16 protein-coding genes are annotated in these 20,428 nt (G+C 71.8%); 7 read left to right on the plus strand and 9 right to left on the minus strand.

Annotated features, from left to right (window positions below):
* Positions 1-135 precede the first annotated feature (135 nt).
* Positions 136-1,740 (plus strand): citramalate synthase, encoded by a 1,605-nt coding sequence (cimA, locus tag ACZ6CZ_RS25350; protein WP_469025311.1) that lies wholly within the window; start codon positions 136-138, stop codon positions 1,738-1,740.
* Between the two features lie 25 nt (positions 1,741-1,765).
* Here the strand turns inward: cimA and ACZ6CZ_RS25355 are convergent, their stop codons facing one another.
* The 3 genes from ACZ6CZ_RS25355 to ACZ6CZ_RS25365 all read right to left on the minus strand — a co-directional run bounded on the left by ACZ6CZ_RS25355 (position 1,766) and on the right by ACZ6CZ_RS25365 (position 4,446).
* Positions 1,766-2,368 carry a GOLPH3/VPS74 family protein gene (locus ACZ6CZ_RS25355; protein ID WP_469025314.1) on the minus strand — a complete coding sequence of 201 codons (603 nt, stop codon included), beginning with the start codon at positions 2,366-2,368 and terminating at the stop codon, positions 1,766-1,768.
* On the minus strand, positions 2,365-2,487 hold the full coding sequence (locus ACZ6CZ_RS25360) for a hypothetical protein (protein ID WP_469025316.1): 123 nt from the start codon (positions 2,485-2,487) through the stop codon (positions 2,365-2,367). Before ACZ6CZ_RS25360 ends, ACZ6CZ_RS25355 begins: the two co-directional genes overlap by 4 nt.
* A gap of 90 nt (positions 2,488-2,577) precedes the next feature.
* On the minus strand, positions 2,578-4,446 hold the full coding sequence (locus tag ACZ6CZ_RS25365) for a ricin-type beta-trefoil lectin domain protein (RefSeq protein ID WP_469025319.1): 1,869 nt from the start codon (positions 4,444-4,446) through the stop codon (positions 2,578-2,580).
* Positions 4,447-4,742: 296 nt separating this feature from the next.
* Here ACZ6CZ_RS25365 and ACZ6CZ_RS25370 point away from each other — a divergent pair, with 296 nt between their 5' ends.
* Both ACZ6CZ_RS25370 and ACZ6CZ_RS25375 read left to right on the plus strand, forming a co-directional pair.
* Positions 4,743-7,766: a glycoside hydrolase family 3 protein gene (locus ACZ6CZ_RS25370; RefSeq protein WP_469025321.1), complete on the plus strand. Its 3,024-nt coding sequence runs from the start codon at positions 4,743-4,745 to the stop codon at positions 7,764-7,766.
* Positions 7,767-7,888: 122 nt separating this feature from the next.
* The gene (locus tag ACZ6CZ_RS25375; protein ID WP_469025323.1) at positions 7,889-9,307 is read left to right on the plus strand and encodes a hypothetical protein; all 1,419 of its coding nucleotides are present in this window, start codon (positions 7,889-7,891) and stop codon (positions 9,305-9,307) included.
* 43 nt (positions 9,308-9,350) lie between these two features.
* On the opposite strand, the gene ACZ6CZ_RS25380 is transcribed toward ACZ6CZ_RS25375, so the two are convergent.
* Positions 9,351-9,965 carry a YceI family protein gene (locus ACZ6CZ_RS25380; RefSeq protein WP_469025326.1) on the minus strand — a complete coding sequence of 205 codons (615 nt, stop codon included), beginning with the start codon at positions 9,963-9,965 and terminating at the stop codon, positions 9,351-9,353.
* Positions 9,966-10,236: 271 nt separating this feature from the next.
* Between ACZ6CZ_RS25380 and ACZ6CZ_RS25385 the strand changes: the two genes are divergently transcribed.
* The 3 genes from ACZ6CZ_RS25385 to ACZ6CZ_RS25395 all read left to right on the plus strand — a co-directional run bounded on the left by ACZ6CZ_RS25385 (position 10,237) and on the right by ACZ6CZ_RS25395 (position 12,888).
* Complete coding sequence (locus tag ACZ6CZ_RS25385; protein WP_469025328.1) at positions 10,237-10,743, plus strand: hypothetical protein; 507 nt, start codon at positions 10,237-10,239, stop codon at positions 10,741-10,743.
* 287 nt (positions 10,744-11,030) lie between these two features.
* Positions 11,031-12,626 carry an acyl-CoA carboxylase subunit beta gene (locus ACZ6CZ_RS25390; RefSeq protein ID WP_469025330.1) on the plus strand — a complete coding sequence of 532 codons (1,596 nt, stop codon included), beginning with the start codon at positions 11,031-11,033 and terminating at the stop codon, positions 12,624-12,626.
* A 64-nt stretch (positions 12,627-12,690) separates the two neighbouring features.
* Positions 12,691-12,888 carry an acyl-CoA carboxylase subunit epsilon gene (locus ACZ6CZ_RS25395; protein ID WP_469025333.1) on the plus strand — a complete coding sequence of 66 codons (198 nt, stop codon included), beginning with the start codon at positions 12,691-12,693 and terminating at the stop codon, positions 12,886-12,888.
* A gap of 105 nt (positions 12,889-12,993) precedes the next feature.
* Here the strand turns inward: ACZ6CZ_RS25395 and ACZ6CZ_RS25400 are convergent, their stop codons facing one another.
* Complete coding sequence (locus ACZ6CZ_RS25400; protein ID WP_469025336.1) at positions 12,994-14,211, minus strand: alpha/beta hydrolase family protein; 1,218 nt, start codon at positions 14,209-14,211, stop codon at positions 12,994-12,996.
* Positions 14,212-14,428: 217 nt separating this feature from the next.
* Between ACZ6CZ_RS25400 and ACZ6CZ_RS25405 the strand changes: the two genes are divergently transcribed.
* Positions 14,429-15,055, plus strand: a complete 627-nt coding sequence (locus tag ACZ6CZ_RS25405) for a hypothetical protein (RefSeq protein WP_469025338.1) — start codon at positions 14,429-14,431, stop codon at positions 15,053-15,055.
* Positions 15,056-15,165: 110 nt separating this feature from the next.
* Here the strand turns inward: ACZ6CZ_RS25405 and ACZ6CZ_RS25410 are convergent, their stop codons facing one another.
* The 4 genes from ACZ6CZ_RS25410 to ACZ6CZ_RS25425 all read right to left on the minus strand — a co-directional run bounded on the left by ACZ6CZ_RS25410 (position 15,166) and on the right by ACZ6CZ_RS25425 (position 20,097).
* Positions 15,166-15,747: a GTP-binding protein gene (locus ACZ6CZ_RS25410; RefSeq protein ID WP_029183992.1), complete on the minus strand. Its 582-nt coding sequence runs from the start codon at positions 15,745-15,747 to the stop codon at positions 15,166-15,168.
* Positions 15,728-16,297, minus strand: a complete 570-nt coding sequence (locus ACZ6CZ_RS25415; RefSeq protein ID WP_469025340.1) for a DUF742 domain-containing protein — start codon at positions 16,295-16,297, stop codon at positions 15,728-15,730. The genes ACZ6CZ_RS25410 and ACZ6CZ_RS25415 overlap by 20 nt, the downstream gene beginning before the upstream one ends.
* A 94-nt stretch (positions 16,298-16,391) precedes the next feature.
* On the minus strand, positions 16,392-16,805 hold the full coding sequence (locus tag ACZ6CZ_RS25420; protein WP_030948713.1) for a roadblock/LC7 domain-containing protein: 414 nt from the start codon (positions 16,803-16,805) through the stop codon (positions 16,392-16,394).
* A 10-nt stretch (positions 16,806-16,815) separates the two neighbouring features.
* Entirely contained in the window at positions 16,816-20,097 is a 3,282-nt protein-coding gene (locus ACZ6CZ_RS25425) for a nitrate- and nitrite sensing domain-containing protein (RefSeq protein ID WP_469025343.1), read from the minus strand.
* Positions 20,098-20,428 lie beyond the last annotated feature (331 nt).

Consider the following 20,428-nt stretch of genomic DNA (forward strand, 5'->3'; position numbering starts at 1 on the left):
CTCTCGCACCCGCGAGGGGTTTTTTCGTTTTCCGGCCTACCCGAAGCCGGCAGGCGCAGCGCGCGAGAATACTCGGGGGACGGTGGAGCCGGTCATTCCGGTAAGACCGAGATCCAAAACAGGAGCCTTGACACCATGACCGCAAGCAGCCAGCCGGACGACGCGTTCCACGTCTTCGACACCACCCTGCGCGACGGCGCCCAGCGCGAGGGCATCAACCTCACGGTCGCCGACAAGCTGGCCATCGCCCGGCACCTGGACGACTTCGGGGTGGGCTTCATCGAGGGCGGCTGGCCCGGTGCCAACCCGCGCGACACCGAGTTCTTCGCCCGCGCCCAGCAGGAGATCGGCTTCCGGCACGCCCAGCTCGTCGCCTTCGGCGCCACCCGCCGCGCCGGCGCCCGGGCCGCGGACGACCCCCAGGTCAAGGCCCTGCTCGACTCCGGCGCCCCGGTGATCACCCTGGTCGCCAAGTCGCACGACCGGCACGTGGAGCTGGCGCTGCGCACCACGCTGGACGAGAACCTGGAGATGATCCGCGACACCGTCTCCCACCTGCGCGAGCAGGGCCGCCGGGTGTTCGTCGACTGCGAGCACTTCTTCGACGGCTACCGGGCCGACCCCGAGTACGCGAAGCGGGTCGTGCGCACCGCCTCCGACGCGGGCGCCGACGTGGTCATCCTCTGCGACACCAACGGCGGCATGCTCCCCGCCCAGGTCCACGCGGTCGTCGCCACGGTCCTCGCCGACACCGGCGCCCGGCTCGGCATCCACGCCCAGGACGACACCGGCTGCGCGGTCGCCAACACCCTCGCCGCCGTGGACGCCGGCGCCACCCACGTGCAGTGCACCGCCAACGGCTACGGCGAGCGGGTCGGCAACGCCAACCTCTTCCCGGTCGTCGCGGCCCTGGAGCTGAAGTACGGCAAGAAGGTCCTCCCCGACGGGCACCTGCGCGAGATGACCCGCATCTCGCACGCCATCGCCGAGGTGGTGAACCTGACCCCGTCCACCCACCAGCCCTACGTCGGGGTGTCGGCCTTCGCCCACAAGGCCGGGCTGCATGCCTCCGCCATCAAGGTCGACCCGGACCTGTACCAGCACATCGACCCCGAGCTGGTCGGCAACACCATGCGGATGCTGGTCTCCGACATGGCGGGCCGCGCCTCGGTGGAGCTGAAGGGCAAGGAGCTGGGCATCGACCTGGGCGGCGACCGCGAGCTGGTTGGCCGGGTCGTCGAGCGGGTCAAGGAGCGCGAGCTGCGCGGCTACACCTACGAGGCCGCCGACGCCAGCTTCGAGCTGCTGCTGCGCGCCGAGGTCGAGGGCGGCCCGCTGAAGTACTTCGACGTCGAGTCCTGGCGGGCCATCGTCGAGGACCGCCCCGACGGCACCCACGCCAACGAGGCCACGGTGAAGCTGTGGGCCAAGAGCGAGCGGATCGTCGCCACCGCCGAGGGCAACGGTCCCGTCAACGCCCTCGACCGGGCGCTGCGCGTCGCCCTGGAGAAGATCTACCCGCAGCTCGCCAAGCTGGAGCTGGTGGACTACAAGGTCCGCATCCTGGAGGGCAAGCACGGCACGTCGTCCACCACCCGGGTCCTGATCTCCACCTCCGACGGAAGCGGCGAGTGGTCCACGGTCGGTGTCGCCGAGAACGTCATCGCCGCCTCCTGGCAGGCCCTGGAGGACGCGTACGCCTACGGACTGCTGCGGGCGGGCGTCGAACCGGCCCGGTGAGCGGCGGCGGGCGGCCGCCGGGGCCTCACGGGCCGCGCCAGATGTTGTCGAAGGCCGCGTCCTCGATGCGCCGGCGCTGCCGCACCGCCTCCAGCTCCGACACCGCGTCCCCGACGGCGGCGACCACCGTCACCACGGCTTCGTCGTCCAGGTCGGACTCGTGCGGCGGCTCGGCGCGCAGGCCCAGGGCGGTGCCGAGGGCGGCGAGCACGGGTTCGCCGGAGGCCCAGCGTTCGGCGGCCCGGCGGCGGTCCGCCGTGTCGGCGGGCACCGGCCGGCCGGAGCGGCCCGGCAGCAGCCGGTGCCGCTCCCCGGCGAGGCCGCCGTCGGCCGACAGCGCGCCGAGATAGGACGCGTACAGGCCCCGCCCGCGGCGCCACAGCCAGTCCTCGACCGACTCGTACGGCGTCTGCCGGACCAGCGCGGCCACCGCCTCGTCCAGCAGGCGGTCCGGCAGGGTCCACGGCGGGCCGGGCACGATGCGGTCGCCGTCCAGGTCCAGCGCCTGGGCGGCGCGCAGATCGATCAGCTCGGCGCCGGCCAGGGCCAGCGACAGCTCGCCCTGCTCGACGGGGTGGTCCGCGACGCCGTCGAGGACGACGATCAGCAGGTCCCGGGCCGTGGTCACGACGCGGGGGTCCGGCCGGGGCCCTGGGGCCGCAGGTCCTCGGTGCCGCCGGGGCCCGTGCCGCCGGGGCCCGTGCCACCAGGTCCGGTGGTGGTGGTCCGTGCCGGGGACTGTCTCATGGTCTGCTCCCTTCGCCGGGGCGCCCGGCCGTGCCGGACGCCCCGCGTGGCTGCCCTCCCCTCATCGTCCGCCCCCGGAGCGGCCCCCGCCTACTGCAGGCGCCATTTCTGGTTGGCCGCGCCCGTGCACGACCAGATCTGGGCGCGGGCACCGTTCGCCGAGGAGTTGTCCGTGACGTCGAGGCACTTGTTCGCGGCCGTCTGGACGAGGTCACCGGTGGACGCGTTCCAGGACCACCGCTGGGCCGGGGTGCCGTTGCAGTCGTAGAGCTGAACCTTGGCGCCGTCCGCCGTCGACCCCGACACCACGTCGAGGCACTTGCCGAGCGCCTGGACGCTCCCGTCGGCCGCCACGGTCCACTTCTGGGCCGCCGAGCCGTTGCAGTCGTAGAGCTGCACCGCCGTGGCGTTGGCGCTCGAACCGCCCGCCACGTCGAGGCACTTGCCCGCCAGGCCCACGAAGGAGCCGGACTGGGCGGCGCCGCCCGACTGGGTGCCGGACCAGGTGAAGGTGGCCGAGGTGCGGCCGGGCAGGGAGTACGTGGCGTGCTGCGAGCCCCAGTCGATGGTCACCGTCCTCGCGGCCGTCCCGCCGTTGTACGCGATCAGCGCCTTGGAGCCGTCCGGGTTGCGCCAGGCCACGTTCGGCACCGTGGACGAGGCCGTGGAGGCGATCCGCTGGGCCCCGGGCCGTACGAACTTCGTCAGGTGCCCCATGGTGTAGTACTCGACCGTGTAGTCGACGCTGCCGCTCGCGCCGTCCCCGTTGTGCACGGTGATCAGGCCGGTGCAGGTGCCGCAACCGCCGTTGTGCGGGCCCATGTTCTGGTCCACCGCCAGCGACCACTTGGTCACCGACTTCGCCCAGTTGCGGGTGTAGTCCACGATGTTGAGCATGTCCTCGCGCTGCTGGTCGGCGATCCAGGTGCCGCCCGAGTGCTCGGTGCCGAAGGCGTCGAGGGACGGGTACCTGTTGTGCACGGTCGTCTGTTCGGCGACGTCGCCGCCGTACCCGTGCCAGGCGATGCCGCCGAAGTTGGGGTGGTTGCGCACGGCCGCGTCGTCCACCGTCTGGGCGGCGTAGGAGTCGTAGACGTCCCAGTTCCAGTCGTGCGCCAGGACTTTGGTGGACAGCCCGGCGGCCTGGAGCTTGGGCAGCAGCTCGCTCTTGGTGAAGTACGCCAGCCCGCTCGCGTTCCAGCTCATCGAGGGGTACCCGGAGCAGCAGGTCGGCTCGTTCTGCGCGGTCACGTAGGCGACGTCGATGCCCTGGTCCCGGTACGTCTGGAGGTACTTGACGAAGTACGAGGCGTAGGCCCCGTAGTCCTCCGCCTTCAGCCAGCCGCCGTTGAGCTGCCCGCTGTCCTTCATCCAGGCCGGCGCCGTCCAGGGCGTGGCCATCACCGTCAGGGCGGGGTTCAGCTGGCGTGCCTGCCGGGTCAGGGGGACGACGTCGGCGAGGTCGTGGGCGATGGAGAACGAGGCGAGGGACGGGTCGCTCTGCCCGGCGGGCACGTCGTCGTAGGTGTAGCCGTAGCGCGCCAGGTCCGAGGCGCCCATCGGGTTGCGCAGGAACGACAGCCCGATGCCGTCCGTCGGCGAGAACAGCTTGCGCATGGTGGCGTCCCGGGTCGCCTGCGACAGGGCCCCGCTGCTGTTCATCAGCCAGGCCGCGGTGTCGGTGAACGACGCGCCGCCGCCGGTGAAGGTCTGGTAGCGGGTGTTCTCGTCGACACTGATGTGCTCGCCGCCGCCACCGGCGCCGGACTGGAAGGCGAACGGTGCCTGGGCCTGGAGCCCGCGCACCACGTGCCGCCCGCCGGCGTCGTCGGTGGTGGTGAGCCAGGCGGTGACCTGCTCGCCGGCCGCGTGTGCGGAGGGCATGCCGAGCGTGGTGAACCCGGCGGTGGTGAGCAGCCCGGCCAGCAGCAGCCGGGCCGTACGCAGTGGTCTTCTCATGTGCGCCGCCTTCGGAGGTGGGGGGATGCGGGGGAGGCACGGGGAAGCGGGGAAACGGTGATGCGGGGGGAAGCGGGGGGAAGCGGGGGGATGGGCGTGCGAGCCGTGAGTAAATGACGGCTCGGCGGGCGCGTCAAGGGGTCGCGCATTCAATTCCCGAACGCACAACAGCCGTCTTCAAGCCGCCTGTTGAGCCCGTACCACTTCTGACGTGAACTCTTGACGGTGCTGTGGGGCCCCAGTTAACTCACGTCCTGATCTAAGTCATGAGTGAATCAAGAGCCGAGGGAAGGTCCATGCGAAGAACCGCCCTGCTCGTCTCCGCCGCTCTGCTGACCGCGCTGCTCCCGGTGACCGCGGCCGCCACCGCCTCGGGTGCCGAGGACCCCGCGAGCGTCCCCGTCGACCGCTTCGAGGGCGAGGTCCCCTTCGCCTCCCAGCCCGCCGAGGGCATCTTCACCTGGGGCGGCGACACCGACGACCCGCCCTCCCTCGAGCTCACCGCCCGCGCCGACGCCCCCGAGGGCGAGAAGGTCCTCACCGGCACCTACGACATCAGCGGTTACGGCGGCTTCACCCACGACTTCGCCGCCACCGAGCCCGCCCACGACTGGTCCGCCCACCGCGGCATCCGTCTCTGGTGGGACGGCCAGGACAACGGCAAGAAGATCCCCTTCGAGATCAAGGACGGCGGCGCCCACGGCGAGGCCTCGGAGCTGTGGACGACCTCCTTCACGGACGACTTCAGCGGCTGGAAACAGATCGAACTCCCCTTCACCGACTTCACCTACCGCACGGACTACCAGCCCGTCGGCGGCATCGACCACGTCCTGGGGCTGACCGCCATGTGGGGCTACTCCCTCACGCTGCCGGTCGGCATCCAGGGCCACTTCGCCGTGGACGGCGTCGAGCTGTACGGCACGGCGGACCCGGCGCTGCGCGCCTCGGTCACCACCGACTCCGCCGTCCACCCGGTCCGGGAGGGCGGCACGGCCGGCGTCGCCGTCACCGTCGCCACCACCGGCTCCGGGCCCCTGGAGGAGCCGGTGACCGTCGCCTACGAGACCGCGCCGACCGGCACCGCCGAGCCCGGCAAGGACTACCGCCCGGTCTCCGGCACCTTCACCTTCCCGGCCGGCACCGCCTCCGGCACCACCCGCACCGTCCGGGTCGCGACGATCGAGGACAGGACGGCCGAGGCCGCCGAGACGATCCCGCTGAAGCTCACCGTGACGGGCGCCAAGGCCCCGGCGGAGACCCCGCAGGTCGTCATCGACGCGCACGGACTGCCGTACCTGGACAGCAGGCTGCCGGTGAAGAAGCGCGTCGCCGACCTCGTCGGGCGCCTCTCCCTGGAGGAGAAGGCCGGCCAGATGACCCAGGCCGAGCGCGGTGCGGTCGCCGCCCCCGGTGACATCGCCGCCTACGACCTCGGCTCGCTGCTCTCCGGCGGCGGCTCCACGCCCACGCCCAACACCCCCGAGGGCTGGGCGAGGATGATCGACGCCTTCCAGCTCCGCACCCGGGCGACCCGCTACCAGATCCCGCTGATCTACGGCGTCGACGCGGTCCACGGCCACAACAACCTGGCCGGCGCCACGATCATGCCGCACAACATCGGCGTCGGCGCCACCCGCGACCCCGCGCTCGCCGAGCGCACCGCGGCGGTGACCGCCTCCGAGGTCCGCGCCACCGGCATCCCGTGGGACTTCGCCCCCTGCCTGTGCGTCACGCGCGACGAACGCTGGGGCCGCTCCTACGAGTCCTTCGGCGAGGACCCGGCGCTCGTGCAGTCCATGGAGACCGTCATCCAGGGACTCCAGGGCCGGGCGGACGGCAGGGACCTCGACCGCGACGACAAGGTGCTCGCCACCGCCAAGCACTTCGTGGGCGACGGCGGCACCGAGTACGGCTCCTCGACCACCGGCACCTACACCATCGACCAGGGCGTCACCAAGGTCACCCGCGAGCAGCTGGAGGCCGTCCACCTGGCGCCGTACCGGACGGCGGTCGACCGGGGCATCGGCTCGGTCATGCCGTCGTACTCCTCCCTCGACATCCTGGGCGACGGCAAGGGCGCGGTGAAGATGCACGCCCGCGCCGACATGATCACCGGGGTGCTCAAGGACCGGCTGGGCTTCGACGGCTTCGTCGTCAGCGACTGGAACGCCCTCGACCAGCTCCCCGGCGACTACCCGGCCCAGGTCCGCGCGTCGGTCGGCGCGGGCGTCGACATGATGATGGTGCCGTACTCCTACAAGGAGTTCAGCACCACGCTCGCCGACGAGGTGCGGGCCGGCCGGATCAGCACCGGGCGGATCGACGACGCCGTCTCCCGCATCCTCACCCAGAAGTTCCGGCTGGGCCTGTTCGAGCACCCGTACGCCGACACCGACGGAGCCGCGCGGATCGGCTCCCCGGCCCACCGCGCCGTGGCCCGGCAGGCGGCCGCCGAGTCGCAGGTGCTGCTGAAGAACACCGGCGACGTCCTTCCGCTGAGGAAGAACCAGAAGGTGTACGTCGCCGGGTCCAACGCCGACGACCTCGGCAACCAGACCGGCGGCTGGACCCTCACCTGGCAGGGCTCGTCCGGGAACATCACCGAGGGCACCACCGTCCTCGAGGGCATGCGCGACGCGGGCGGTGACGTCACCTACTCCAAGGACGCCTCGGCACCCACCGGCGGCTACGACGTCGGCGTGGTCGTCGTCGGCGAGACTCCCTACGCCGAGGGCGTCGGCGACGTCGGCAACGGCAACGACCTGGTGCTGTCCGCCGCCGACCAGGCAGCCGTGGACAGGGTCTGCGCCGCGATGAAGTGCGCGGTGCTGATCGTCTCGGGCCGTCCGCAGCTGATCGGCGACCGCCTCGGCGACATCGACGCCCTGGTCGCCTCCTGGCTGCCGGGCACCGAGGGCGACGGCGTGGCGGACGTGCTGTACGGCAGGCGCCCCTTCACCGGACAGCTCCCGGTCACCTGGCCCAGGTCCGAGGCCCAGCTGCCGATCAACGTCGGCGACAGCGCCTACGACCCGCAGTTCCCCTACGGCTGGGGCCTGACCACGCTCGGCAGGGCACCGCGGGGCGACGCGTCCACGCTGCGCGCCCTGGCCGCCGCGGCCGCGCTGGCCGAGCGCAGGGGAGCGGACCGCACCGGACGGGAACTGGTCACCCGGGCGCGGCTGCTCGTGCAGGCCGAGATCGGGCAGCGGATCACGCCGGCGGTCGCCAAGCCCTTCGCCGAGGCGGACCACCTGCTGCTGACCGGCCGGTACGGGAAGGCGGTGGACCAGCTGCTCCAGGCCTACCGGGCGGCCTGAACCCCCTACCGGCGCCGGCCGGCGGGCCCCCGGACCCACCCGCGGTCCGGGCGCCCGCGGGGTCCGTGCCCCCGCACCGTCCGGAGGGCCTGTTCCGGACGGTTTCGGGTAGTTTCGAAAGTATGAACGCCGTCACCCGGAGCCCGGTGGTCCTGCGGACCCGAAGCCTTGCCGCACTGCTGGCGGCCCTGGCGCTGGCGCTGCTCATGGCGTCGGCGCCGGGCGCCGCGGCGGCCACCGGCGTCTCCACGGTCGCCGACGCCCTGCGCCGCGGCCCGGTCTACGTGGACCCGGTGGCCGCGAACCTGCTGCCGGCGGCGGACGCCGAGGCGCTCGCGAAACGGATCAAGGACGCCGACCGGCCGCTGTTCGTGGCCGTCCTGCCCGCGGACCAGCCCACCGCCGGACTCTTCACGAAGCTGCGCACCGCCACCGGCGTCACCGGCCTGTACGCCGTCCGCCTCGGCGACCGCTTCGACGCCCGCGCCGACGCCTCGGTCCTGCCGCCCACGGCCGTGCACAACCTCACCGCCAGCGTGCAGGGCGAGTCCGCCACGGCCCAGCTGACCGACTTCACCGACCGCGCCCTGGCCAACATGGGCGGCAGGGCGCCCGCGTCCTGGGGCGGCTCCGCGGGCGGCGGCTTCTCCGGCACGGCCCTGGTCACCACCGCGGCGGTCCTGGTGGCGGGCGGCGCGGGCGCGTACGCGCTGGTGCGCCGCAACCGCCGGCGGCGCGAGGAGGATCAGCGGGCCGCCCTGGAGCGGCTGCGGGTCGTCGTCGACGAGGACATCACCGCCTTCGGCGAGGAACTGGACCGCCTGGACTTCCAGCCGTCGGAGCCGGGCGCCGACGACGCCCAGCGCGCCGACTACGCACGCGCGCTGGACGCCTACGAGACGGCGAAACAGCGGATGGCCGCCGCCCGCAGGGCCGAGGACGTACGGCCGGTGACCGAGGCGCTGGAGGACGGCCGCTTCTGCCTGGCCTCGCTGGCCGCCCGCCGGGAGGGCCGCCCGCTGCCCGAGCGCCGCCCGCCCTGCTTCTTCGACCCGCGGCACGGCCCCTCGGTCGCCGACGCCACCTGGACGCCGCCCGGCGGCGCCCCTCGCGAGGTGCCGGTCTGCGCGGCCGACGCCACCCGCATCGCCGACGGCCGCGACCCGGCCGTCCGCGAGGTCGACACCGACTACGGCCGCCGCCCCTACTGGGACGCGGGTCCCGCCTACGGCCCCTGGGCGGGCGGCTACTTCGGCGGCGGCGTGCTGCCCGGCCTGCTCATCGGCACGGCCCTCGGCGGCATCATGGCGGGCCCGGCGTACGCGGCCGACTACGGCACCGGGTACGGGGACTTCGGCGGCGGCTACGGCGACGGCGGCTTCGGTGACGGGGGCTACCAGGGCGGCGACGTCTCGGGGGCCGACTTCGACCCCGGGGACTTCGGCGGCGGCTTCGGGGACGGCGGCGGCTTCGGGGACGGCGGGGGAGGGGACTTCGGCGGAGGCGGAGGCGGCGGCGGGGATTTCGGCGGGGGGTTCTGAGCGCCGGGCGCCCGCGCCCCTCCCGCCCCGCCTGCGCCCCCGCTCACGCGTTGCGGATCGCCGAGATGTCGAAGGTGAGCCTGATCCGGTCGGAGACGAGGACGCCGCCGGTCTCCAGGGCCGCGTTCCAGGTCAGGCCCCACTCCGAGCGCAGGATCTCGGCCGTGCCCTCGAAGCCCACGCGCTCGTTGCCGAACGGGTCCTTCGCGGCGCCGTTGAACTCCAGGTCGATGGTGAGCGGCTTGGTGACGCCCAGGATCGAGAGGTCGCCGGTGACGCGGTAGGCGTCGCCACCCACGGCCTCCGCGCCGGTGGAGCGGAAGGTCATCGCCGGGAACTCGTCCGTGCGGAAGAAGTCGGCGGACTTGAGATGGCCGTCGCGGTCGGCGTTGCCGGTGTCGATGCTGTCCATCCGCACGTCGAGGGAGGCGGTGGACCGGGTGGGGTCCTCGCCGTCGAGGTGCAGGGTGCCGGTGAAGTCGGAGAAGTGGCCCTTGACGTTGGTGACCATGGCGTGCCGGGCCACGAACCCGATGGTGCTGTGCGCGGGGTCGACCGTGTAGTCGCCGGTCAGCGCGGCCAGCTGCGGGTCCACGGTGGCGGGGGTGGCGGTGGCGGTGGCGGCGGGGGTGCTGTCCTTGCGGCCGAAGATGCCCATGACGTGCTCCTTGGGGGGACGGGCGCGGCTCCGGTCCCGAAGTCGCGGTCGGTGATCTGTTGAAGGTTCAACGAACCTGACGAGAGAGACAGTAGCCCCATTCAGTTCAACATTCAACATCCCGCACGGGACGATCCCGGGATCATCCGGAACGGTGCTGTCCGCCCTCTGGCGGACGCGCGTAGAACTCGGGCACCATCTCCCTGCACGCCCCGCACCGCCTGCACAGCCGACCCACAGGAAGCACGGCCCACCGCAGGAAAGGTCCCCCATGAAGACCCTGAAGGTCCGCTCCGTCCTGACCGCGCTCGCGCTCGTCGTCGCCCCCGGCGTCGCCGTCCTCGGCACCGCCTCCGACGCCTTCGCCGTCACCAAGATCAGTCACGCCACCGCCACCGGGATGTTCCGCACCGTCGGCATCACCTGGTCGTCGTCCGGCAACTGCTCGGACCGCAACAACTCCACCTGCACGTCCTTCGAGCAGCTCAACCTCGCCACCGCGCAGGGCGCCCAGACCCTGAAGCGGGCCACCGGCTGCGCCCTCAACATCACCGGCGGCACCGAGACGGGCCACGCCTCGGGCACGTACTCGCACTGGAACGGCTACAAGCTGGACTACGGCAAGAACACCTGCGTCACGTCCTACATCAAGAACACCTTCAGCTACATCGGCCTGCGCGGCGACGGCGCCCCGCAGTACCAGTCCGGCTCCGGCAACATCTACGCCGACGAGGGCAGCCACTGGGACGTCCTCTACTACAACTGCGGCGGCTGCTGACCCCCGCAGGACGACGCGGCGACAGGCGGGGCCCCACCGTGCGGGTACGGTGGGGCCCTGACGCCGTCCGGGGGGTCCCGCGTCACTCCGGGGATGGCAAGCCGGCCACCAATGTGAGGTGGCTCTCAGGCCGCTTCTTTGTGACACCTCTACAAGCCGTGCGCCCTCTGAGCAGTCGGAACGGCTGCATGTCGTCGTGGTTCTGTTCAGTGGCACCAGGAAAACGGTCCGGAGACTGTACGGAGTCGACGGCTCGCTTTTCTTGGTCTCCTTCGTAAGGTCGCTACATGACCGTTTTGGAAGAGACGACGGGTGAGCCGACCGGCGAGCCGACGGACGCCCGCGGACGGGTCGCCGAGCTGCACGAGATCCGTGCGGCGGCTGTGGCGGGCCCGAGCGAGAAGGCGACCGAGGCGCAGCACGCCAAGGGCAAGCTGACGGCGCGGGAGCGGATCGAGCTGCTCCTGGACCCCGGGTCCTTCCAGGAGGTGGAGCAGCTGCGGCGGCACCGGGCGACGGGCTTCGGCCTGGACGCCAAGAAGCCGTACACCGACGGTGTGATCACGGGCTGGGGCACGGTCGAGGGCCGGACCGTGTTCGTGTACGCGCACGACTTCCGGATCTTCGGCGGGGCGCTGGGCGAGGCCCACGCCACGAAGATCCACAAGATCATGGACATGGCCATCGCGGCCGGTGCGCCGCTGGTCTCGCTCAACGACGGCGCCGGCGCGCGTATCCAGGAGGGCGTCTCCGCCCTCGCGGGCTACGGCGGCATCTTCCAGCGCAACACCAAGGCCTCCGGGGTCATCCCGCAGATCAGCGTGATGCTCGGCCCGTGCGCGGGCGGCGCGGCCTACAGTCCGGCGCTGACGGACTTCGTGTTCATGGTGCGTGAGACCTCGCAGATGTTCATCACCGGACCCGACGTCGTCAAGGCGGTCACCGGCGAGGAGATCACCCAGAACGGGCTCGGCGGCGCGGACGTGCACGCGGAGACGTCCGGGGTGTGCCACTTCGCCTACGACGACGAGGAGACCTGCATCGCGGAGGTGCGGTACCTGCTGTCGCTGCTTCCGCAGAACAACCGCGAGAACCCGCCCCGCGTGGAGTCCTCGGACGCGCTGGACCGGCGCTCGGACGTCCTGCTGGACCTGGTCCCGGCCGACGGCAACCGCCCCTACGACATGACCAAGGTCATCGAGGAGATCGTCGACGACGGCGAGTACCTGGAGATCCACGAGCGCTGGGCGCGCAACATCATCTGCGCCCTCGCCCGGATGGACGGCCAGGTCGTCGGCATCGTCGCCAACCAGCCCCAGGTGCTGGCGGGCGTCCTGGACATCGAGGCGAGTGAAAAAGCTGCGCGCTTTGTTCAGATGTGTGACGCTTTCAATATCCCGATCGTCACGTTCCTGGACGTACCCGGGTTCCTCCCCGGCGTCGACCAGGAGCACGGCGGAATCATCCGGCACGGCGCGAAGCTGCTCTACGCCTACTGCAACGCCACCGTGCCCCGCATCTCGCTGATCCTGCGCAAGGCGTACGGAGGTGCCTACATCGTCATGGACTCCCAGTCGATCGGCGCCGACCTCACCTACGCCTGGCCCACCAACGAGATCGCCGTGATGGGCGCCGAGGGCGCGGCGAACGTCATCTTCCGGCGGCAGATCGCCCAGGCCGAGGACCCCGAGGCCATGCGTCAGAAGATGGTCAAGGAGTACAAGGCCGAGCTGATGCACCCCTACTACGCGGCGGAGCGAGGCCTGGTCGACGACGTCATCGACCCGGCCGAGACCCGAGAGGTACTGATCCGGTCGCTGGCGATGCTGCACACCAAGCACGCCGACCTGCCCTCCCGCAAGCACGGCAACCCCCCGCAGTGACCCAGCGGATCCCCGTAACCCGACGGATCCTCCGAGGACACCTCTCTCATGGAGACTGACACCCATGGACACCCCTGACATCCGCGTCGAGAAGGGGCACGCCGGCCCCGAGGAAGTCGCCGCCATCACGGCCGTCCTCCTGGCCCGCGCCGCCGCCCGCCCCGCCGCCCCGCAGCACCGTGCCCACGGTGGCCACGCCAAGGCCGGCTGGCGCCGCCTGGAGCGCGAGCCCGGCTTCCGCGCCCCGCACAGCTGGCACTGAGCCCCTTCGCGCCACCGGCACCGGCCCCGCCCTCCCCCAGGGGAGCGCGGGGCCGCGGCATGCCGGCTCTGGCAGCGGTCAGGCTCGCTCGGGTGCCGGTCAGGCTCAGGTGTCCGTCAGGTCGACGGCCAGCCGGGTGTCCAGCCAGTCGAAGACGCGCTGCTCGAACAGCGCCCGCCCCAGGGGCTCGCAGTGCAGGTGCGCCCCCTCCGCCTCGGTGAAGCGGATCAGCTCCTTCGGCCCCGGCAGCGCCTCGTACAGCCGCCGCGCGGCGCCGGGCCAGAAGTGCTCGCCCTCCGGGTCGGTGACCAGCAGCGGTGTGACGATCCGGTCCACCACCGGCGTCACGTCGTACCGGGAGACCTCGGTGAGCAGGTCGTACGGCGCGCGATCGCCGTACGGCCTGGCCCGCCACCGCCAGGTCACCGCCGGCTCCCCGTCGGCCCGCACGGCATCGCCGACGACCCGGTCGAAGGTTTCGCGGTCACCGGAGTCGAACAGGGCGCGCAGCTCCTGGCCCAGACGGCCCCACCAGCTCTCGGCGACGTCGACCACCCCGGGGTCGGCCACGGCGGCGGCGAGCCGGTGCTCGAAGGCGAGCGCCCGCGGCACCCAGTAACCCGCCTGGCTCAGCCCGGCCAGCGCGATTCGGCGGCCGTCGATGTCCGGGCGCCCGAGGAGGAAGTCCACCACCGGCGTGACGACCTTCTCCCAGTCCGGGCGGAACGGCACCCCGCGCTCGAACAGCATCGACTGCTGGCCCGGCCCGTCGAACAGCAGCGCCCGGTAGCCCCGGGCCACCGCGGGCGCCCCGAGCATGGTCCAGGCCGTGCTGAGGGGACCGTCGCTGCCGTTGTTGACGATCAGCACCGGCAGCGGACCCGGCCGGCCGGGCGGGCTCACCAGGTACCCGGGCAGCGGACCGGCCTCGTACGGGATCTCCACCCGCTCGGCCGGCGGATGCCAGGCCGCCATGAAGCGGTCGAAGCAGGCACGGTGCTCCCCGAACACCTCCCGCAGCCGGGCCTCCGGGTCCGCGCACGCGTCGACCGCCGCCAGCGCCGTGCCGAAGTAGGTCGCGGCCCGCAGGAAGCCGTCGCGGGCGCTCGCCTCGTGGCCGTACTCGGCGCAGCCGACGGCCCGCGCGCACACCGAACGGCCGAGGGCGGTCCACGCCTCGAACCAGGCCGCGCCGCCGGCGTCGGCCGTGGCGGCCGCGACCGCCAGCACCTCGCCCGCGTCCGCGCCCTGCCGCCAGGCCGAGCCCAGGGCGACCAGCACCTCGTAGTCAAGCTGCTCGTTCGTGTTGAACCGCTGCGTCATGGCGACTCCAGCCGCAGGCCTGCCACGGATCGCGTCCGCCACGCGTCCCGCCCGCCCGCGGGCCCCGGACCGGCCGGACCGCACCTTTCACGGTAGGAGCCGCACCGGCCCCCCGCACCCCCGGGCCTCGCATGCGGGCCGGGGGCCGTCGCGGCACGATGGGAAGGGCCGCGACACCTGACCGCGCCCGTGGCCGGTGCCGGCGAGAGGAGACCCCATGGGACAGGTGCCGGCGCACACCTCACAGGAGGCGGACCGCAGACCGCCGTCCACCGGGAGCGTCTTCCTCTCCTTCGCGCCCTGGATCATCTTCGGGGTCGTGGCGTCCCCCAGCACCTGGAAGTACGCGGCGCTCGCCGCGCTGATCGCCTCGCTCGTGCTGTCCGGGCGGGACATCGCGCGCGGCAGCCTGAAGATCCTCGACATGACGGGCATCACGTTCTTCGCCGTCATCACGGTGCTCGCCCTGACCCTCGACCGCCACCAGCTCATCTGGCTGGAGACCTACGCGCAGGTCATCTCCAGCGCGGTGGTGGCCGCCGTCGCCCTGGGCTCGCTGCTGGGCGACCCGTTCACCGCGACGTACGCCCGCCAGTCGACACCGCGCAGTCTCTGGAACTCGCCGGTCTTCATCCACGTCAACCGGGTGCTCACCACCGCGTGGGGAGTGGTGTTCGCCCTCATGGCGGTGAGCGGATGGCTGGCCATCGAGGTGCCGTCCGCCGACGACTGGTTCAACTGGGTCATCCCCGTCGTGCTGCTGGTGTGGGTGGTCAAGTTCACCGCGCACTACCCGGACAGCTACCGCGACCGGTACGTCGCCGCCGCCTCCACCGCTGACTGACCACCGCCTGGCCGTACCCGCCCCGGACAGCACCGCCCGGAACAGCAGCGCGTCCGGGGTCCCGGTGCGGGACCCCGGACGCGAGCGACCAGGAGGATGCGGCGGCGCCGTCAGCGCAGGCGCGCCATCAGGGCGTGCTCCACCAGCGTGATGAGCGCCGACTTGGCGTCCGCCCGGTGGCGGGCGTCGGTGGTGATGATCGGGGTGTCGGGGCCGATCTGCAGCGCCTCGCGCACCTCGTCCGGCGAGTACGGCTGGTTGCCGTCGAAGCCGTTGAGGGCGATGACGAACGGCAGACCGGAGTTCTCGAAGTAGTCCACCGCCGGGAAGCAGTCGGCCAGCCGGCGGGTGTCGACCAGCACGATGGCGCCGATCGCGCCGCGCACCAGGTCGTCCCACATGAACCAGAAGCGGTCCTGGCCCGGCGTACCGAAGAGGTACAGGATCAGGTCCTGGTCCAGAGTGATACGGCCGAAGTCCATGGCGACCGTGGTGGTCGTCTTGTCTCCGGTGTGGGTGAGGTCGTCGATGCCTGCCGAAGCGGACGTCATGACGGCCTCTGTGCGCAGCGGGTTGATCTCCGAGACGGCGCCGACGAACGTGGTCTTGCCCACGCCGAAGCCGCCCGCCACCACGATCTTCGCGGAGGTGGTGGAGCGGGAAGGACCGCCGCTAGAGCTTGCGAAGTCCACTGAGCACCCTTTCGAGCAGTGTCACGTCTGGCTGGCCACCGGCGTTCTCGTCGCCGCCGGGCTGATGGATGGCGACCAGGCCCGCCTCCGCCAAGTCGGCGACGAGGATCCTGGCCACGCCGAGGGGGATGGTCAGCAACGCCGAGATCTCGGCCACCGACTTGATCTCTCGGCAGAGGTTGCAGATCCGCTGATGCTCGGGCAACTGGCCCTGCATCTGGTGCGGCTGCGCGGTGGTGTGCACCAGCGCCTCGATGGCGAGCTGGTAGCGCGGGCGGGTGCGGCCGCCGGTCATGGCGTACGGACGCACCAGGGGATTGTTCGCGCCCCCGGCGGGCGCCGGCTCCGGACGACGCTGCGGCTGCACCGGCTGGATGCGCGGCGCGGGCGGCTGGTCGTACGGTGACGGGCCGGGGCCCTGGGGCGCGTACGGCTGCCGGTGGCTGGGGGCGGAGGGGAAGTTGTACCGGTTCGCCGAACCGTCGCCCTGGCCCTGAGCAGGGCCGTACGACCAGTTGCCCGAAGACGAACCGCCTGGGGGTGTTGCCACTTTCTCCTCCTCCGACTGCACCGGGCACCCATCCGTGTGGAGCCGCGTCCCGAAACCTTACGGCCACGGGACGCGAAAACGCACCGTCCGACTGTTAGTTGAGAAGGCTGCCCTGGAGTTCCGCACGCAGATCCGGGGTAAGAACCGTGCCCGCGCGGTCCACCAGAAGGGCCATCTCGTACCCAATGAGACCGATGTCCGCTTCCGGGTGCGCGAGCACCGCGAGCGACGAACCGTCGGAAATGGACATCAGGAACAGAAATCCCCGCTCCATCTCCACAACTGTCTGATTCACGCTGCCTCCCTCGAAGATCCGGGAGGCGCCTGCCGTCAGAGACGTCAGGCCGGAGGCGACGGCCGCGAGCTGATCGGCCCGGTCGCGGGGGAAGCCTTCGGACATCGCCAGAAGGAGTCCGTCGGCGGAGACCACCACCGTGTGGGACACCCCCGGGGTGTTGTCCACGAAGTTGGTGATCAACCAGTTCAGGTTCTGTGCCGCCTGGCTCATCGGGCTCACACTAACGCTCCTGGTTGTAGGTGCTGTCAGGACCACTGTGCTGATTACTGGTGGCCTGGCCGTTCGTTTCACTGCCTGCGTTGCGTCCGCGCTGGACGCCCCGGCGCAGGTTGCTCAGCCTGCCCCGGACGTCCTCCGGGGCGCGGGAGACCTGTGGGCCTCCCTGAGGGGTGCTCTCGGCGGTGCCCTCGACCAGGTTGGCCTTGGGTACCCGCCGCGGCAGGCCGGAGGCGGTGACCCCGCCTGCCTTGGGCTTGCGCAGCTGCGAGGCCTGCTGCCAGCGCTCGTCGTTCGCCGAACGCCAGTCGCCGTCGCCGCGGCCGCCCTCGGCGGGAGCCGGCGCCTCCTGGCGCGCAGGCGCGGTGCCGGTCGCACCGCCGGAGCCGCCCGAACCGCTCGGGGCGGAACCCCGGCGCGGCAGCCCGGCCCCGGTCAGTCCGTGGCCGGGGGAGCCGGCCGTTCCCGGACGGTCGAAGCCTACGTGGTCCTGGGCACCCGCGTCAGCGGCCTGCGCCGATTCCGTTTCCGGAGCGTACTGACCCGGGTAGCCGTTCTGGTAGCCGTCCTGCTGGGGCCAGTCGTCCTGGTAGGACGGCTGCGGGTACGAACCGAACGCGTCCGGGGTGACCGCGTGGGAGCCCGTGTGCTGCTCCTGCTCCGGCTCCGCATAGCCCTCCGCGTACCCGCCGGAGAAGCTCTCGTCCCGCGGCAGACCGCCGTTCGGCGCGTAGTACTGCTCGTCGTACGACTGCTGTTGGTGCTCCTCGTACGGCGCCCGCTGCTGCTCCTGGTACGCCTGCTGTGCCTGCTGCGCCTCATAGGCCGACTGCGCGGCCTGGGCCGCCTGGGCGTCGTGCCCGCCTTGGCCGGCGTAACCGTCGTAGCCGCCCCGGCCGTCGAAATCGGCGTAACCGGAATGCTCGGCGGACTCCTGGCGCTGGTCGCCGTCGGCGTCCTGGCTCTGGGACTCCAGCGCCGCCCGGCGCTCCTCGCGCATCAGCGAACGCCCGACCGGGTCCAGCTCACGGATGTCGTCCGGGATCTCGGAGTACCGGCTGTCGTCGAAGCCGAGTTCGGCCGCGGTCATCATCGGCTGCAGCGGTGTGAAGTTCTCGCCCTGGAACTGCTGCTCCGGGATGATCTGCGAGACGGTGAACTCCTCGCGGTCCAGCGGCTGCTCGCCACCGCCGCCGTGGGTGATCGCGTCCGGGAGCATGACCAGCGAGGTCGTGCCGGCCTGCTCGCCCGAGGGGCGCAGCTGGACCCGGATGCCGTGCCGGTCGGACAGCCGGCCGACCACGAACAGGCCCATGCGCTGGGAGATCGCGGCGTCCACGGTCGGCGGGTTGGCCAGCTTGTGGTTGATGTCCGCGAAGTCCTCGGCGGTGAGGCCGATGCCCTTGTCGTGGATCTCGATCATGATGCGGCCGTCGGGCAGCCGGGTCGCGGTGACCCGGACCTTGGTCTGCGGGGAGGAGAACGTGGTGGCGTTCTCCAGCAGCTCGGCCAGCAGGTGCACGAGGTCGGTGACCGCGCGGCCGTGGATCTCGGCCTCGGGCACGCCGGACAGCTCGATGCGCTCGTACTGCTCCACCTCGGAGGAGGCGGCGCGCAGCACGTCGACCAGCGGGACCGGCTGGTCCCAGCGGCGGCCGGGCTCCTCGCCCGCGAGGACCAGGAGGTTCTCGCCGTTGCGGCGCATACGGGTCGCCAGGTGGTCCAGGCGGAAGAGGTTCTCCAGCTGGTCCGGGTCGGCCTCGTTGTTCTCCAGGTCGGTGATCAGGGTCAGCTGGCCCTCGATCAGCGACTGGTTGCGGCGCGAGAGGTTGGTGAAGATCGCGTTGATGTTGCCCCGCAGCAGGGCCTGCTCGGCGGCGAGCCGGACGGCCTCGCGGTGAACCTGGTCGAAGGCCCGGGCGACCTCGCCGATCTCGTCCGTGGAGGAGATCGGGATGGGCGCCACCCGGGTGTCGACGCGGCCGGGATCGGTCCGCGAGAGCTGGTCGACCAGCATCGGCAGGCGCTGCTCGGCGATGCCGAAGGCGGCGTTGCGCAGCTGGCGCATCGAGCGGCTCATCTGCCGGGCCACCAGCCCGGCCAGCAGGAACGCGGCGAGCAGGGCGATGACGACCACGGCACCGGTGATGAACGCGGAGGTCTTGGCGTCGTCGGCGATGGACGAGGCCTCGTTCACCGCCCGGTCGGCGAGGTCCGACTCGATCTGGCGATAGGCCTGGTACTTGAGCGTGTTCACCGCCCACCAGTTGTCGGCGGTGACGCCCCGGGCGGCGATCGCCTGCCGGGTGGCCGGGTCGGTGTCCGGCAGGGTGGCCAGCAGCGTGACCATCGTCGTCGCCTTGGCCGGCGGTGCGACGTACTTCGGGTCCTTGGCCTTCTGCTCCTCGACCAGCGCGGCGCCGTCGGTCTTCATCTTCTGCTGCGCGTCCAGGAGCTTCTGCTCGTCGGCGTCCGTGCCGCCGCCGCGGTACTCCTCGAGGGCGATCCGCTCGAGGTAGGCGTACGAGGAGAGGGAGACGCGCTGGGTCGCCAGGTTCGGTTCGTCCGGACCGGGCTTGACCAGCAGGTGCATGCCGATGGACCGCTGCAGCGACAGCGCGGCCTTGGTCAGCGAGATGGCGTAGACGGTGCGGCCGTAGGAGGTGATGTTGCCGGTGCCGAGACCGAGTTCGTTGGCGAACTCCATCAGCGGGTGGCTGATGTCGACGTAGCCCTCTTCGGTCTTCACGCCCGTGAGGCTGGTGGTGTAGGCGGCCTGGCGCAGCTTCTGCAGCTTGGGCTCGGTGCCGTGGAACAGCCGCAGCCGGCGCTCGAGCCCCGGTTTGTCCGGCATGTTCTGCGCCGCCTGCGCGAAGGCGTCGGCGGCCGCGTCCGTCTTCTTGCGGGCCGCGTCGACGGTCGCCTTGTTCGTGCCCAGCAGCAGCGGAACCGCGGTGACGTCACGCTCGGTCTCGAGGGCGTCGGCGTAGGTGAGGGCGGCGCGGACCAGGAGGGCGGTGTTCTCCGCGTCGCGGGCCTCCTGCCAGGTGTCGATCGAACCCTTCACCTGGAAGCCGCCCATGACCAGGCCGACCAGCACGGGTATGAGCAGGATCGCGTTCAGCCGGGTCGGCACCCGCCAGTTGCGCGGGGAGAAACGGCCGCCGCTCGGCGCGGGGGCGGCCGTGGGCTCGCCGCCGGGCACGGGGGTGGGCGCCGCAGCGCGCGGCGGCGGGGTGAAGTTGCCCCGCGCCGACGGCTCGGGACCGTTCTTGCTTCGCCTCACTCGACCAACAACCTCTCGGCGGTCGGCACCTACGTCGTGCCGCAGTCTCTCAGAGCCCGGTTCGCGATCGTTCCCCAGGAGCCCACTCGGCTCTTGGTACGACTTTGACTATTGGGCAGTTCAGGCATTCCAGCACGTGGACCAGCGCACTTCCAAACAGTGGAGACGTCCTGTGCGGAGGGGTCCGGGGTCCAGATAAAACGGTCATAAAGAGGGCGAGCCCCGCCAAAAGACGGGGCCTTTGTGGACGCAGCGGTACCGCTTGACCGCGACGCGTGGCGATACCACCCGAACTTTCTGCCGAAACGTTATGAACACCGGAGCCGACCGT

It is taken from the genome of Streptomyces sp. NPDC041135 (assembly GCF_055592085.1).